Below are 14,154 nucleotides of genomic sequence, written 5' to 3' on the forward strand. Positions count from 1 at the left end.
TCAGGACCAGTCGTGACGCGGTGGTTTGACGCCGTTGAGCAGCCAGTTGCCGACCACGTGGTATTTCCAGCGCACCGGGTCATGCAGGGTGTGGACCCGGGCGTTGCGCCAGTGGCGGTCGAAGTTGTGCTTCTTCAGGGTCGAGCGGGTGCCACCGAGTTCGAACAACTTGTTGCTGGCTTCGATGGCGATTTCAGTGGTCAGCACTTTGGCCTTGGCCACGGCCAGGGAGGCCAGCGCGACGTTGTCTTCGTTCGGCGCCGGGCGCGCGGCGTCGAGCGCCCAACCGGCGCGTTCCAGCAACGCCTCGGCGGCTTCCAGACGGATTTCCAGTGCGCCGATCTGGATGATCGTCAGCGGATCCTCACTGGCCTTGTCCACACCCGCATCGATCCATGGCCGGGCAAACTGACGGACGAACTCAACCGTGTCGCGCAGCGCCGCCCGGGCAATGCCGGCGTCGATGGCGGCAGTGGTCAACTGGGCGAACGGCCCGGCCAGGGTCGGGCTCTCGTAGGAACGGTACGTCGGAAACAGATTGAACGGCGCCACCTGCAAGTCTTCCGCCAGCACGGTGCCGCTGGACGTGGTGCGCTGGCCGATGCTGTCCCAGTCGTCGACAATCACCAGCCCTTTTGTGCCGCGCTCGACGAAGGCCAACTGGCCCTTCTGTTCCTCATCCAGCGCCAGCACCGCCAGCCAGTGAGCGTAGAGCGAACCGGTGCAGTAGCCCTTGCGGCCATTGATCACGTAGCCGTCGCCATAACGACGGATCGTGGTCTGGATGTCCTGCACGTTCTTGCCGCCGGTTTCTGACAGTGCATTGGCAAAGCGATGACCTTGCAGCGCCAGCTCAAAAAAATGCGCCTGCTGCGCGGGCGTGCCTTGCAGGCGGATATCCTCGAGCAGGCAGTAGTGGTTTTGCGGGATCTGCCCGAGGGACGGATCGGCGGCGGAAATGATCGCGATCACCTGTGCCAGCACCGCACTGGACACCTGCGCGCCGCCGTACTCCTTCGGCACGGTGATGCCCCACAGGCCACTGTTGGAATACAGATCGACGATTTCGGCGGGCACTTCACGGTGGCGGTCACGCTCGGCGGCGTGCTCCTGCAAAACGGCGGCGACCTGTCCGGCCACACGCAAGGCTTCGGCGTCGTCGGCGATCCGATGGGCGGCCGGCGGGTTGATCGGATAAACGGCAGATTCAGACATGGATGACTCTCGGTATCAGTGTTGTACCGGGTCATTGCAGCTTCTGTGCCTGACTGGCAGCCCTTGTCTGACGCGGCTTTCAACGGCTATCAACAGACTCTGGCGATAAAAACCCGCGCATTCTGTTGCTTCACTGTCGATGGCTGAACACTGCTCGTCGGCTACTCGTTCATGGCAGCGCGACGGATCTATAGTTGAGCGACCGGCAACCCCGGCGAAGGCAAACCTTCAGTCACTCATAAAAAAAGGGAGTACCGCCATGAGCGTCCAACCCATCCCGGAGGGGTACCACAGCGTGACCCCGTATCTCGGCATCCATAAGGCCGCCGAGGCCATCGATTTCTATAAAAAGGCATTCGGTGCCACCGAAGTCATGCGCCTGAGCATGCCTGACGGTCGCGTCGGCCACTGCGAACTGCGCATCGGCGACAGCGCGATCATGCTGGGCACACCGTGCGACCAGGGACCATTGAGCAATCCCGACAGCGCCGTGTCCGTCGGTCTGCATCTGTACGTGACCGATGTCGACAAGTCGTTCCAGCGTGCACTGGATGCCGGGGCGAAGGCAGTGTCCGAGGTCAAGGATCAGTTCTACGGGGATCGCAGCGGTACGTTGAAAGATCCCTATGGGCATCTGTGGTTCCTGGCCACACGCAAGGAAGACCTGACCCAGGAGCAGATCGAGCAGCGGGCAAAGGAAATGTTTCAGCAGGCTCAGTAACCACGATTCGCCATTCCCGCGCCGCGCGCGGGGATGGGTGAACACGATTCATGAACCGTCGAACCACGCTTCACGCCTTGTCATGAACGCCCGGCGATTTCAGGATGCAGGTCAACCGCCTGAATAAAGGACCTCCCCGATGTTTGCCGGATTCGTCAAAGACCAGCGCCACGTCAACGGCGTGGACATCACTTATCGCCTCGGCGGCAGCGGCCCGGGCCTGCTGCTGTTGCACGGACACCCGCAGACCCATGTCATCTGGCACAAGGTCGCCGAGCAACTGGCCGAGCATTTCACCGTGGTCGCCGCTGACCTGCGCGGTTATGGCGACAGCAGCCGACTACCTGCCGATGAGCGGCACGCCCACTATTCCAAACGGGAAATGGCCCGCGACGGCGTGGAACTGATGAAGGCGCTGGGCTTTACACAATTTTCGATCCTCGCCCACGACCGTGGCGCCCGGGTCGCCCATCGCCTGGCCCTGGATCATCCTTCTGCCGTGCAACGCATGGTGCTGCTGGACATCGCGCCGACCCTGGCGATGTACAGCCAGACCAACGAAGCCTTCGCCCGGGCGTACTGGCACTGGTTTTTCCTGATCCGCCCGGCGCCACTGCCGGAAACCCTGATCGAAGCGGATCCCGAAGGCTATCTGCGCAGCGTCATGGGCAGCCGCAGCGCCGGGCTCAAGCCATTCACCGACGAAGCGTTCGCTGAATACCTGCGATGCCTGAGCCTGCCCGGCAGCGCCCGTGGGATCTGCGAGGACTACCGGGCCAGTGCCGCTATCGATCTGGAACACGACCGCACCGACCTCGATGCCGGCCATCACCTGAGCTTGCCGCTGCTGGTGCTGTGGGGCGCCGAAGGCACGGTCGGTCGTTGCTTCGATCCACTCAAGGAATGGCAGCAGGTGGCCACCGATGTACGCGGTAAGCCCCTGCCTGCCGGCCACTATCTCGCCGAAGAGGTCCCCGAGTTGCTGCTGGCCGAGGCGCTGGCGTTCCTGCGCTGAGCGATCAATCCAGACGACACATTTCCCTCTGTGGGAGCGAGCCTGCTCGCGAAAGAGGCTTTCAGCGAATCATCACCTGACAGATCGCTATCGCGAGCAGGCTCGCTCCCACAAGGGATAGTGAGATTGCGGTCGCGAAACATTTACTTTCATATCCTCCATCGGGATTTGCTTCGGTCATCCGTCTTATAGAGATGCGGGCCGGTCGCGCAGGCAAAAGCCACGACCGGCCCTTCAGGGACTCCCGCGCTGCGAAGCCCGTAGCGCCGAGCCCCCTCACCGAATCAAGACCCGTCATCATGTCGAAGAAATCCCGCTCGAAACTGTGGTTCCTGGTACACAGCTGGCTGGCGTTGCCGATCTGGTTTTTTGTCCTGATTGTCTGCGTCACCGGCACCCTGGCGGTGGTCAGCCAGGAAATCGTCTGGCTGGCCAACCCGCAAATGCGCGCCAGCGCCCCTTCGGACGACGCACCCCGCCTGAGCTATGATCAGATCCTCGCCGAAATCAAAAAAGCCGAACCGCAGACCGTGGTGCAAAGCATCAACCGGCCAGACGAATCGCACTTTGCCCTCGACGTCGACGTCAGCTATCCCGACGGGCGCTCACTGACGGTTTACGTCAACCCGTATACCGGGGTCATCCAGGGCACTGCACCGAATTTCAACTTCAAGGCTTTCACCCGCGCACTGCACGGGTGGTGGCTGGTGCCGTTCACCAATGGTTTCAGCTGGGGCTGGTATCTGGTGTCGTTCCTCGGCCTGCCGATGCTGGCTTCGCTGGTGACCGGGCTGGTGGTGTACAAGCGCTTCTGGAAAGGCTTTTTCCGCCCGACCCTGCGCTTCAATCACGGCGCACGGATCTTCTGGGGCGACTTCCATCGCTTGAGCGGCATTTGGTCGATCTGGTTCATCGCGGTGATTTCGGTCACCGGCACCTGGTTCCTGATCCAGGCTCTGCTGGCAGACAACCAGATCTCCATTTCCAGCGAGCCGATCATCCCCGCCATGTCCCGCGAAGCCGTGCCGCAGTCGAACGATGGTTCGCCACCGCCACGTCTCAGCCTCGACCGCGCCATCGAAATCGCCCAGACGAAAATCCCCGGCTTCGAAGTCAGCTTCATCAGCCTGCCGGGAAATGCCTATGCGCACCTGGATATCGGCGGTCGCGGCTGGTATCCGCTGATGTACCAGACCGCGACGCTCAATCCGTACAGCGGTGACGTGGCGGCTTCGCGGCTGTTGTCCGATCGCACGTCGCTGGAGTTCGTCACCGAATCCATGCGTCCGTTGCACACCGGAGATTTCGGCGGGCTGTGGATCAAGCTGATCTGGTTCTTCTTCGGTCTGCTGCTGAGCATGATGGTCCTCAGCGGACTATTGATCTGGACCAAACGCACCGCACTGGCCACCGCCAACGCCCTCAAGCGCGAGCACAAGAAACAGCGCGTTCAGGCGCAGCCGGCCCTGCGCCGTGAAACGTCGGAGGTGAACCTGTGAGCAAGTCCACTACCGTGGCTCAGCCTTCACGGTTGAGCGTGATCTGGCACAAATGGCGCTTCCACATCAACGTGCTGTTGCTGCTGATCCCATTAGGCTTCATGCCCAAATACTTCGCCGACGCTTCGCTGTTTCGCGGTGACAGCGGACTGGGTGAACGGGAGATCGGCGAAATCCAGGTCGGCCCCTGGAGCCTGCGACTGGCCGAACTGCGCAATGAGGCGCCGATCCTGACCGGCCCTGCCGGTTACATGAAAGATTTCAGCGCCGCCCTTTGTGATGCGTGTGTCGACCACGTCAAGGCGACGTACCTGCGCATCGGCAAACCTCGCAGCCTGCGGGCGGCCGGAGTGATTTTCTTCGGCACACCGTACCGCATGGGCACCCAGTTGCCGGTGCCGGAAAAGACCGCCACCGACGCCGAACTGTGGATCACCATGGAAGGCTGGGACGGCAGCATGCACCAAGCCTCGATTCCGCTGAGCCAGGCCTCACCCGCCACCCTTGCCTGGCTGAACAAACAAGGAGCCAAACCATGAGCCGTCCTTTCCGCCCGATCATGAGCGCTGCATTGCTGGCGCTGTGCGCCGGTTTCAGCGCCAGCACCCTGGCTCACAACCCGATGTGCGAGTGCAAGGCCATCGATGCCGAGCAGATCAAATGCACCGGCGGTTTCTCCGACGGCAGCGGCGCGCCGGGGGTGACCCTCGACGTGATCGGTTACGACGAGACCATTCTGGTACCGGGCAAGCTCGGCGCCGATTCGACCCTGACCTTCAAGAAACCCGGCGCCGAGTTCTATGTGCTGTTCGACGCTGGCCCCGGCCATGTGGTCGAAATCGACCAAGCGGATATCGAAGCCCCATGACCACGCCGACCACTCAAATCGTGCGCCCCGCCGGCGCCGGCCACGAAACCCTCAATGTGCTGCTGATGTGCCTGCTGATCCTCGCGGTCGCCGGCTCCGTGGTGGCGTGGCGCGGGGTGTCCCACGAACCCGAACCGGTTTCCAGCCATCAGCTCGACGCCCGCCGCGACCTCGGCGCCAGCGAGCAAGGCATCTACGCCGACCTGCGGGTGACCCTCGACGAGATCCACCTGTTGCGTGAAGAACAGCAAGCGCTGCCGACCCCGCAGAATCTGGCGGATGAAGGTTTCGCGCCGTTCGCCCAGGACGCCAGCTCCGTGAGCCGCGGCGGCCATGCCTGGCAATTGCTGGCCGACGCCGCCTACTTCGGCCACAGCCAGGCACCCACCGTGGCCGGCTCGTTTCTGATGCGCCTGAACGACGCAGCGCCGGACATCTGGCTCAACCGCGCCGCCGATCTGCAAGCGCCGACAGACCTGTCCGACGCGGCACTGACCGCTGCCGGATGGAAACAGATCGTCGCGCAATTCGATGCCGGGGTGACCCGCGAACATCGTCATTGAACCTTCGCCTTCATTCGAGAGAAGACCGCTTGCCCATGCCTAGTTCATCTCAACGCCGCCCCTTCCTGCGCCTGCTGCTGATCGGTCTGTGCGCCTGCCTGCTGAGCCCGCTGGCCAGTGCCGATCCGGCCAAGCGCCTGCGCATCGGCATCACCCTGCACCCTTATTACAGCTATGTGGCGAACATCGTCGGCGACAAGGCCGATGTCGTGCCGCTGATTCCCGCCGGTTTCAATCCGCACGCCTACGAGCCGCGCGCCGAAGACATCAAACGCATCAGCGGGCTGGACGTGATCGTGCTCAACGGCGTCGGCCATGACGACTTCGCCGACCGCATGATCGCCGCCAGCGAAACACCGGACATCAAGACCATCGAGGCCAACGAAAACGTGCCGCTGCTGGCCGCTACCGGGGTTGCCGCGCGCGGTGCCGGCAAAGTGGTGAACCCGCACACCTTCCTGTCGATCAGCGCCTCGATTGCCCAGGTCAACAACATCGCCCGGGAGCTGGGCAAGCTCGATCCGGACAACGCCAAAACCTACACCCAGAACGCCCGCGCCTACGGCAAACGCCTGCGGCAGATGCGCGCCGACGCCCTGACCAAGCTGACCCAGGCACCGAACGCCGAACTGCGGGTTGCCACCGTTCACGCCGCTTATGACTACCTGCTGCGCGAGTTCGGTCTGGAAGTGACGGCGGTGGTCGAGCCGGCCCACGGCATCGAGCCAAGCCCGAGCCAGTTGAAGAAAACCATCGATCAACTGCGGGAACTGGACGTGAAGGTGATCTTCTCCGAGATGGATTTCCCCTCCACCTACGTCGAGACCATTCAGCGTGAATCCGGTGTGAAGCTGTACCCGCTGTCGCACATTTCCTACGGCGAATACACCGCCGACAAGTACGAAAAGGAAATGACCGGCAACCTCGACACCGTGGTTCGGGCGATTCAGGAGTCCGGCGCATGACTTCCAACGAATTGATCTCGAGCAAACTCGAATCCCCTGTGGGAGCGAGCCTGCTCGCGAAAGCGCCCGCCCAGACAACATCAATGTTGAATGACACACCGCCTTCGCGAGCGGGCTCGCTCCCACAGGAAGTAACGGGCCCGACCCTGGATTTCGCAGACGTCAGCCTGACCCTCGGCCGCACGACAATTCTGGACAAGGTGACCTTCCAGGTGCAGCCCGGCCACGTGCATGCGCTGGTCGGCCCCAACGGCGGCGGCAAGAGTTCGCTGATCAAGACCCTGCTCGGGCAGATGCCGCATCAGGGCCGGCTCAGCCTGCAATGGCCCGGCGAGCCCGGCACTGTCGGCTACGTGCCGCAGGCGCTGGAATTCGATCGGGGTCTGCCGATGACCTTCGACGATTTCATGGCTGCCATGTGCCAGCGCCGCCCGGCGTTTCTCGGCCTGAGCAAACGCTACGCCGGCGCCATCGGTGAAGCGCTGGAGCGGGTCGGCATGCAGGACAAGCGCAAGCGCCGGATGGGCGCGCTGTCCGGCGGTGAGCGCCAGCGGGTGCTGCTCGCCCAAGGCCTGATCCCGGCCCCGCAACTGTTGGTGCTGGATGAACCGATGTCGGCCCTCGACGAAGCCGGGATCCAGGTGTTCGAACGCCTTCTCGGCGACTGGCGCGCGGCGGGCATCACCGTGCTGTGGATCGAGCACGACCTGGAAGCCGTCGGGCGTCTGGCCAATCGCGTCACCGGCCTCAACCGCAGGGTGCTGTTCGACGCCACGCCGCAACAGGCGCTGACCCCGGAACGCCTGCTGACCCTGTTCTCGACCCATCCACGGAGCGCTGCCTGATGAGTTATGAAGCCTTTCGTTTGATGGTGCAGGGCTGGGCGTCGTCCGGTTACCTGCCCGAAGCCCTGGCCTACGGTTTTGTGGTCAACGCGCTGCTCGCCGGCCTGTTGATCGGCCCGGTGCTCGGCGGTCTCGGCACGCTGGTGGTGGTCAAGCGCTTCGCGTTTTTCTCCGAGGCGGTGGGTCACGCGGCACTGACCGGCGTGGCCATCGGCATTCTGCTCGGCGAGCCCTACACCGGGCCGTACGGCAGCCTGTTCGGCTACTGCCTGTTGTTCGGCATTCTGCTCAATTACCTGCGCAACCGTACTGGCCTGGCTCCGGACACATTGATTGGTGTGTTTCTGTCGGTTTCTCTCGCTCTGGGTGCCAGCCTGCTGCTGATCCTGGCGGGCAAGATCAACGTGCACATTCTGGAAAACGTACTGTTCGGCTCGGTGCTGACGGTCAACGGCAATGATCTGGCGGTGCTGGCCATCGTCGGTTCGCTGGTGATGGCGCTGGCGTTGCCGCTGTACAACCGCATCATGCTCGCCAGTTTCAACCCGCAACTGGCGGCGGTGCGTGGCGTCGCCGTGAAGACTTTGGATTACCTGTTCGTGATTCTGGTGACGCTGATTACCGTCGCGGCAGTAAAAGTCATCGGCGCGATTCTGGTCGGCGCCCTGCTGGTGATTCCGGCGGCCGCCGCGCGCTTGCTCAGCCAGTCGCTCAAGGGCTTTTTCTGGTGTTCGGTGCTGATCGCCACGGTCAGCACGCTGTGCGGGATTCTCGCGCCCATCGTCTTCGACCTGCCGATTCCGTCCGGCGCCGCGATCATTCTCGTCGCCGGCATCGGCTTCGCCCTCGCCGCCATTGCCCGGGGCATCGTCCCCAGTCTGAAAGGGAACCTTGGATAAATGTCTTTTTCATTGCGACAACTCGCCCTGGCCATCGCCCTCAGCGGCGCCGTCTCCAGCCCTTTGCTGGCCGCCGAAAACCCCGTGCGCGTGCTGGCCTCGCTGCCGATCACCTATGGTTTGGGCGAAGTCCTGCTCAAAGGCACCGACATCAGCCTTGAACGCGCGGCGCCGGCGAACCTGCCGGGCAGCCGCCAAACCGCCTATTTCACCGGTCGCGGTGCTCCGGAGCTGAGCAAACTGGCCAGCGGCGCCGATGCAGTGATCGGCGTGCGCTCGCTGTGGGCTGATGACCCGCTGTACCCGATGGCCCGACGCAGCAACATCCGCATCGTCGAAGTCGATGCCGCCCGCCCGGTGGACGGCACCCTGCCCGGCATTGCCGTGCAACCGGGGCTGAAAGTCGACGGCCTGAACAGCCAGCCGTGGCTGGCCAGCAACAACATGGGACGCATGGCGGACGTGATGGCGGCGGATCTGGTGCGTCTGGCGCCGAAGGACAAGCCGAAGATCGAGGCCAACCTGGCCGTACTGAAACAGCGCCTTCTGAAACTCAGCGCTGACAGCGAGGCGCGCCTGGCCAGTGCCGACAACCTCAGCGTGATGAGCCTGAGCGATCATTTCGGCTATCTGATCGGCAGTCTCAATCTGGAGTTGATCGGGCAGGATCCGCGACCGGATGCCGAGTGGACACCGGAAGACCTGAAAAAATTGACTGCAACGCTCAAGGACAACGACGTGGCGGTGGTGCTGCACCATCGGCAGCCGTCGGACGCGGTGAAAGCGGCGATTGCCGAGTCGGGCAGTCATCTGCTGGTGCTGAGCACCGATGCGGCGGATCCGGTGGCTGAGCTGGAAGGGAATGTGGATGCCCTGCTCAAGGGTTTGAGCGGCGAGTAACACCGAACCTCCGGGCATGAAAAAACCCGCTGACTGTTTCCAGTCCAGCGGGTTTCTTTTTGGCCGGCGACTTACTGTGCCGCCGCTTGCGCTTCCATCTTCTGGCGCAGGCTCAGCGGACGCATGTCGGTCCAGACTTCTTCGATGTAGGCCAGGCATTCCTTCTTCAGGCCGCTCTTGCCCACGGTGCGCCAGCCTTCCGGGATGGCCTTGTAATCCGGCCAGATCGAGTACTGCTCTTCGTGGTTGACCACGACTTGAAAGAGGATGTCCTCGCGGTCGAATACTGACGTCATGCTGTGTCTCCATCGCTGTAAGGGTGGGCTGCACGGTGGGTGCAGCCGGGTATGTAGAAGGAACGTTCGGCGCGGCGAAAAATTTACAGCGCGGCGGTCGCGGCGCTCAGCGCACTACCGAAGATCTCGGCGACGCGGTCGATTTCGGCGGCGGTGATCACCAGCGGCGGCAGGAATCGAACGACCGCACCATGCCGTCCGCCCAACTCCAGGATCAGGCCACGCTTGAGGCATTCACGCTGCACCAGCGGCGCCAGACGTGCGAAGGCCGGTGGGTGGCCCAGTGCATCCGTTGCACCGTTCGGATCCACCAGCTCGACACCGAGCATCAGGCCACGACCGCGAATGTCGCCCAGTTGCGGGAAGTCGCGCTGCAGGATGTGCAGGTGCTCGCTCAGGCGTTCACCCATCGCAGCGGCATGCTCGCAGACCTTGTGCTCGAGCAGATAACGCATCACCGCAGAACCGGCAGCCATCGCCATCTGATTGCCACGGAAGGTGCCGGCGTGGGCGCCCGGCTGCCAGGTGTCGAGCCAGTCGCGATAGACCACCACCGCCAGCGGCAGGCTGCCGCCGATGGCTTTGGACAGCACCACCACGTCCGGAGTGATGCCGGCGTGCTCGAACGCGAACATCTTGCCGGTGCGGGCGAAACCGCTCTGGATCTCGTCGACAATCAGCGCGACGCCAGCCTTTTCGGTGATGCGACGCAGACCGCGCAGCCACTCGATGTCCGCCGGGATCACCCCGCCCTCGCCCTGCACCGCCTCGACGATCACTGCCGCCGGCAGTTGCACGCCGGCCTCCGGGTCGTTGAGCAGGTTTTCCAGGTAACTGAGGTTAGCCTTTACGCCCGCCGCGCCACCGAGGCCAAACGGGCAACGATAGTCATACGGGAACGGCATGAACTGCACGCCGTTGCTGAGCAGCGCGCCCAACGGTTTCTTCGGTCCCAGGCTGCCCATCAGGCTCAACGCGCCCTGGCTCATGCCGTGGTAACCGCCGGAGAACGACAGCACGGTGCTGCGGCCAGTGGCGGTACGCACCAGTTTCAGCGCGGCCTCCACGGCGTCGGTGCCGGTCGGGCCGCAGAACTGGATTTTCGCTTCCTTGGCCAATGCTGGTGGCAGCAACCCGAACAGATCCTGAACGAATTGATCCTTCACCGGCGTGGTCAGGTCGAGGGTGTGCAGCGGCAACTCATCGGCCAGCACTTGCTGGATGGCCTCGATCACCACCGGATGGTTGTGCCCCAGCGCCAGGGTGCCGGCTCCGGCCAGGCAATCGATGAAGGTGCGGCCTTCAACGTCTTCGACATACAGACCCTTGGCACGCTTCAGCGCCAGGGGAATGCGCCGCGGGTAGCTGCGGGCATTGGATTCCTGCTGGCTCTGACGGGCCAGCAGCGGCGATTCATTGAACTGATACAGCGTTTCCGCCGGCGCGGAGGCGATCCGGGCCGACGACTCTTCGATAAGGCTGGTGGCGACTGACATCTCTCGACCCCTCAATTCGCTATGGATAGTGACCAAAACTGCACACCGCACAGGTGCGCGTTCCGGTCCCGGGGCGCACATGCAGGTTTTCCTGTTCTGGAAACGCACCAGCACGTCGAGGATTTACACCCTTGAGCGAGTTGTCATGCCGACAGCGGCAGCGATTTGTGCATCGGCAGGCTGCGCATGCCGTGGCGAATGAGCGGCGGCGCCGATTCGCGATAACCCAGACGTCGATAAAAGGCTTCACCGGTGCGAGTGCTGGTGAGCACGGAACGGGCGCTGCCGCGAGTCAGCAGCCAGCCTTCAAGGTCAGTCATCAGCGCCCGGCCGACGCCCCGGCGAAACCATTCCGGCTGCACATGACACAGCGTGATATCGCCATTGGCCAGCGCCATGCCGACACCGACCGGACGGTCCTGCAATAACGCAATGTTCAGGTAGCGCTGTGGGTCGGCCAGCCAGGCGCTGATGTGCTCCGTCGATTGCTGACGAATCCAGGCGGCTACAAGATGTGGATCGTTACGATGATCGAGTGCGCAGCCGACGCGAATCGAACGCTCGACGATGCGGCTGATGATGCCGGTATCGGCCGGGGTGGCCGGACAAATGTAGATGGATGCATCCATGGCGCTGTTTCCCTCAATCCATTGAGTCAAAGGCTGGGACGACAATAGCGTCGCGGCCGGCGGATGACCAATGGAGAGAGGTTACATTTGATGTGCCGGGCTCAGGCCGGTTGCAGCGGCATGGTCAGTTCGACCCGCAAGCCATCCGGGCGACTGTCGAAATGCAAGGTGCAGGCACAGCGCTGGACAATCGCCTGGACAATCGCCAGCCCGAGCCCGCAGCCGGTGCTCTGACCGTTGCGCCAGAAGCGTTGGGTCAGGTGTTGCAGATCGTCCGGTGCAATCCCCGGCCCATGATCGCGCACCAAGAAACGCACGCGGTTGCCGATGGTTTCCACACTCAGTTCCACGGCACCTTCTGTCGGGGTATGACGCAGAGCGTTATCGAGCAGATTGCGCAAGGCCGCGATCGACAACACCGCCGGCATTTGCAGCGGTGCGCTGGACAGTTTTTCAGGCAGATGCAGTTTGATCCGCTGCCGCTCGTCGCTGGCAGAATCCTGAATCGCCAGTCTTGCCACTTGCTCGGCGCTGCACTGCACGCCGTCGTCGAACGACAGACTGCCCTCGACCCGGGCCAGCAACAGCAATTGCTCTAGGGTCCGGTGCAGGCGGTCGGCGCCCTCCTCGGCCCGGGCCAGGGACTGATCGCGGGCGCTGCCGTCGGTCATGCGCGCCACTTGCAGGTGGGTCTTGATCGCCGTCAGCGGGCTGCGCAGCTCATGGGCGGCGTCACCGGTCAGGCGACGTTCACGCTCGATGGTCTTGCCGATGCGCTGGAACAACTGGTTCTGGGTTTCAAGCAGCGGTTTCAGTTCGCTGGGAAATGACTGCAACTGCAAAGGCTCGAGGGAGTCGGCATTGCGGCGCATCAAGGCTTCGCGCAAGCGATTGAGCGGCGCCAGCCCCTGACCGATCCCCAGCCACAGCAGGCACAGACAGCCGAGCAGCGCCACGCCCACCGGCACCGAGGCCGCCAGCAGGATCGACATGTTCAAGGCTTCGCGTTCGATCACCCGGTCGGCGGTGGTGATGCGCACATCGCCCCGGGCCAGGGTGAAGGTGCGCCACGGCGCGCCGTCGATCATTTGATCGTGGAAGCCCATTTTCTGCGCTTCCAGTGCCTGTTCCGGGTTGTTGTGGCTGCGGGCGAGGATTTCGCCGCGCAACGAACTGACCTGACAGGCCATGCCGCCGGGAATGTTCAGTTGTTCAGCGCTGAAGTGAGTGCCCTCGCCTTTGCTCGGGATCGCCGGCAATTGCTCCAGCAACCCGGCGACCATCCGCGCCGACGCCACCAGCCGCTGGTCGAGAGAAAACATCATCTGGTTGCGCAGGTCGCTGAGCATCCAGGCGGCCGCCAGGGCCCAGATCAGCGCGAACGCGGCGCCGAGGGTCAGACTCAGGCGCAGGCGCAGACTCATCACTTGTCAGGTTCTCCACCATCGGCCGGGCCCAGGCGATAGCCCAGACCACGCACGGTTTCGACGATGCCTTTGCCCAGTTTGCTGCGCAGGTGATGGATGTGCACGTTGAGGGCGTTGCTCTCCAGTTCATCGCTGAAACCGTAGACGCTGTCCTTCAATTGCTCGGTGGACAGCACCCGGCCACGGTTGTGCAGCAGGGCTTGCAGCAGGGATTGTTCGCGACGGGACAGATCCACCGAACGGCCGGCCAACGTGGTTTCACGGCTGCTCGGGTCGTAGGTCAGCGCGCCGTGCTCGATCAGGTTGACGCTGCGCCCGGCCACCCGACGCAACAGGGTTTGCAGACGGGCGAACAGTTCACGCAGGTCGAACGGCTTGAGCAGGTAATCGTCGGCGCCGGACTGCAAACCGTCGACCCGGTCAGTGACCGAGTCCCGCGCGGTAAGGATCAATACGGGAATTTCCAGACCTTGCTGGCGCAGTTGCTGCAGCAGTTTCAGGCCGTCTTCGTCCGGCAGGCCGAGGTCGAGCACCATCACGTCGAATTCGGCAACCTTGAGGATCGCCCGGGCCTTGGAGGCGGTGTTGACGTGTTCGACCGTCAAGCCCTGGGCCGTCAGCCCGGCGACGATGCCGCTGGCGATCAACTCATCGTCTTCGCAAACCAGTACGTGCATGGGAGCTCCATGAGAAAAAATGCGAGTCAATCAGGAGAGGATTAAGCGGCAATTATGGGCACTGTTTGTGCCAAGGAAAAGCACGATCCCGAATGATGCGACCCAGGACAATGTCTTTATCAACATGAAGTACAGCAGA

General features: G+C 63.1%; 16 protein-coding genes. 10 read left to right on the forward strand and 6 right to left on the reverse strand.

From position 1 onward, the window contains the following. Entirely contained in the window at positions 1 to 1,215 is a 1,215-nt protein-coding gene (locus DXT77_RS24945) for an SfnB family sulfur acquisition oxidoreductase (protein WP_119429576.1), read from the reverse strand. 259 nt (positions 1,216 to 1,474) lie between these two features. Here DXT77_RS24945 and DXT77_RS24950 point away from each other — a divergent pair, with 259 nt between their 5' ends. The 10 genes from DXT77_RS24950 to DXT77_RS25000 all read left to right on the forward strand — a co-directional run bounded on the left by DXT77_RS24950 (position 1,475) and on the right by DXT77_RS25000 (position 9,490). Then, positions 1,475 to 1,936 (forward strand): VOC family protein, encoded by a 462-nt coding sequence (locus DXT77_RS24950; RefSeq protein WP_085710695.1) that lies wholly within the window; start codon positions 1,475 to 1,477, stop codon positions 1,934 to 1,936. A gap of 139 nt (positions 1,937 to 2,075) precedes the next feature. After that, entirely contained in the window at positions 2,076 to 2,951 is an 876-nt protein-coding gene (locus DXT77_RS24955) for an alpha/beta fold hydrolase (RefSeq protein ID WP_119429577.1), read from the forward strand. A 299-nt stretch (positions 2,952 to 3,250) separates the two neighbouring features. Then, positions 3,251 to 4,450 carry a PepSY domain-containing protein gene (locus tag DXT77_RS24965; protein ID WP_119429579.1) on the forward strand — a complete coding sequence of 400 codons (1,200 nt, stop codon included), beginning with the start codon at positions 3,251 to 3,253 and terminating at the stop codon, positions 4,448 to 4,450. Next, entirely contained in the window at positions 4,447 to 4,989 is a 543-nt protein-coding gene (locus DXT77_RS24970) for a thiamine pyrophosphate-binding protein (protein WP_119429580.1), read from the forward strand. The genes DXT77_RS24965 and DXT77_RS24970 overlap by 4 nt, the downstream gene beginning before the upstream one ends. Positions 4,990 to 5,009: 20 nt before the next feature. Continuing rightward, a complete protein-coding gene (locus DXT77_RS24975) occupies positions 5,010 to 5,318 on the forward strand; it encodes a hypothetical protein (RefSeq protein WP_372238694.1) in 309 nt (102 codons plus the stop codon). Beyond that, positions 5,315 to 5,881 carry a DUF6162 family protein gene (locus tag DXT77_RS24980; RefSeq protein ID WP_119429582.1) on the forward strand — a complete coding sequence of 189 codons (567 nt, stop codon included), beginning with the start codon at positions 5,315 to 5,317 and terminating at the stop codon, positions 5,879 to 5,881. The genes DXT77_RS24975 and DXT77_RS24980 overlap by 4 nt, the downstream gene beginning before the upstream one ends. 35 nt (positions 5,882 to 5,916) lie before the next feature. Then, complete coding sequence (locus tag DXT77_RS24985; RefSeq protein WP_119429583.1) at positions 5,917 to 6,846, forward strand: metal ABC transporter substrate-binding protein; 930 nt, start codon at positions 5,917 to 5,919, stop codon at positions 6,844 to 6,846. An 83-nt stretch (positions 6,847 to 6,929) separates the two neighbouring features. Continuing rightward, positions 6,930 to 7,691 (forward strand): metal ABC transporter ATP-binding protein, encoded by a 762-nt coding sequence (locus DXT77_RS24990; protein WP_178083496.1) that lies wholly within the window; start codon positions 6,930 to 6,932, stop codon positions 7,689 to 7,691. Beyond that, positions 7,691 to 8,590 (forward strand): metal ABC transporter permease, encoded by a 900-nt coding sequence (locus tag DXT77_RS24995; RefSeq protein ID WP_119429585.1) that lies wholly within the window; start codon positions 7,691 to 7,693, stop codon positions 8,588 to 8,590. Before DXT77_RS24990 ends, DXT77_RS24995 begins: the two co-directional genes overlap by 1 nt. After that, a complete protein-coding gene (locus tag DXT77_RS25000) occupies positions 8,591 to 9,490 on the forward strand; it encodes a metal ABC transporter solute-binding protein, Zn/Mn family (protein WP_119429586.1) in 900 nt (299 codons plus the stop codon). Positions 9,491 to 9,561: 71 nt separating this feature from the next. Here the strand turns inward: DXT77_RS25000 and DXT77_RS25005 are convergent, their stop codons facing one another. The 5 genes from DXT77_RS25005 to DXT77_RS25025 all read right to left on the reverse strand — a co-directional run bounded on the left by DXT77_RS25005 (position 9,562) and on the right by DXT77_RS25025 (position 14,015). Next, the gene (locus DXT77_RS25005; protein WP_011335246.1) at positions 9,562 to 9,786 is read right to left on the reverse strand and encodes an MbtH family protein; all 225 of its coding nucleotides are present in this window, start codon (positions 9,784 to 9,786) and stop codon (positions 9,562 to 9,564) included. An 83-nt stretch (positions 9,787 to 9,869) separates the two neighbouring features. Further along, complete coding sequence (locus DXT77_RS25010; protein ID WP_119429587.1) at positions 9,870 to 11,282, reverse strand: aspartate aminotransferase family protein; 1,413 nt, start codon at positions 11,280 to 11,282, stop codon at positions 9,870 to 9,872. A gap of 143 nt (positions 11,283 to 11,425) precedes the next feature. Continuing rightward, on the reverse strand, positions 11,426 to 11,911 hold the full coding sequence (locus DXT77_RS25015) for a GNAT family N-acetyltransferase (RefSeq protein WP_119429588.1): 486 nt from the start codon (positions 11,909 to 11,911) through the stop codon (positions 11,426 to 11,428). Positions 11,912 to 12,012: 101 nt separating this feature from the next. Next, positions 12,013 to 13,335, reverse strand: a complete 1,323-nt coding sequence (locus DXT77_RS25020; RefSeq protein WP_119429589.1) for an ATP-binding protein — start codon at positions 13,333 to 13,335, stop codon at positions 12,013 to 12,015. Beyond that, on the reverse strand, positions 13,335 to 14,015 hold the full coding sequence (locus DXT77_RS25025; RefSeq protein WP_114884486.1) for a response regulator: 681 nt from the start codon (positions 14,013 to 14,015) through the stop codon (positions 13,335 to 13,337). Before DXT77_RS25025 ends, DXT77_RS25020 begins: the two co-directional genes overlap by 1 nt. Positions 14,016 to 14,154: the final 139 nt, after the last annotated feature.

The sequence above is a fragment of the Pseudomonas sp. 91RF genome (genome assembly GCF_003576265.1).
Lineage (GTDB): Bacteria > Pseudomonadota > Gammaproteobacteria > Pseudomonadales > Pseudomonadaceae > Aquipseudomonas > Aquipseudomonas kribbensis.

Excerpts from the sequence above, each read along its gene's own strand:
- DXT77_RS24985 (WP_119429583.1), top strand. The coding sequence starts at position 5,917 with ATGCCTAGTTCATCTCAACGCCGCCCCTTCCTGCGCCTGCTGCTGATC.
- DXT77_RS24980 (WP_119429582.1), top strand. The coding sequence starts at position 5,315 with ATGACCACGCCGACCACTCAAATCGTGCGCCCCGCCGGCGCCGGCCAC.
- DXT77_RS24950 (WP_085710695.1), top strand. The coding sequence starts at position 1,475 with ATGAGCGTCCAACCCATCCCGGAGGGGTACCACAGCGTGACCCCGTAT.
- DXT77_RS24965 (WP_119429579.1), top strand. The coding sequence starts at position 3,251 with ATGTCGAAGAAATCCCGCTCGAAACTGTGGTTCCTGGTACACAGCTGG.
- DXT77_RS25025 (WP_114884486.1), bottom strand. The coding sequence starts at position 14,015 with ATGCACGTACTGGTTTGCGAAGACGATGAGTTGATCGCCAGCGGCATC.
- DXT77_RS25020 (WP_119429589.1), bottom strand. The coding sequence starts at position 13,335 with ATGAGTCTGCGCCTGCGCCTGAGTCTGACCCTCGGCGCCGCGTTCGCG.
- DXT77_RS25005 (WP_011335246.1), bottom strand. The coding sequence starts at position 9,786 with ATGACGTCAGTATTCGACCGCGAGGACATCCTCTTTCAAGTCGTGGTC.
- DXT77_RS24955 (WP_119429577.1), top strand. The coding sequence starts at position 2,076 with ATGTTTGCCGGATTCGTCAAAGACCAGCGCCACGTCAACGGCGTGGAC.
- DXT77_RS24975 (WP_372238694.1), top strand. The coding sequence starts at position 5,010 with ATGAGCGCTGCATTGCTGGCGCTGTGCGCCGGTTTCAGCGCCAGCACC.
- DXT77_RS25000 (WP_119429586.1), top strand. The coding sequence starts at position 8,591 with ATGTCTTTTTCATTGCGACAACTCGCCCTGGCCATCGCCCTCAGCGGC.
- DXT77_RS25015 (WP_119429588.1), bottom strand. The coding sequence starts at position 11,911 with ATGGATGCATCCATCTACATTTGTCCGGCCACCCCGGCCGATACCGGC.
- DXT77_RS24990 (WP_178083496.1), top strand. The coding sequence starts at position 6,930 with ATGTTGAATGACACACCGCCTTCGCGAGCGGGCTCGCTCCCACAGGAA.
- DXT77_RS25010 (WP_119429587.1), bottom strand. The coding sequence starts at position 11,282 with ATGTCAGTCGCCACCAGCCTTATCGAAGAGTCGTCGGCCCGGATCGCC.
- DXT77_RS24995 (WP_119429585.1), top strand. The coding sequence starts at position 7,691 with ATGAGTTATGAAGCCTTTCGTTTGATGGTGCAGGGCTGGGCGTCGTCC.
- DXT77_RS24945 (WP_119429576.1), bottom strand. The coding sequence starts at position 1,215 with ATGTCTGAATCTGCCGTTTATCCGATCAACCCGCCGGCCGCCCATCGG.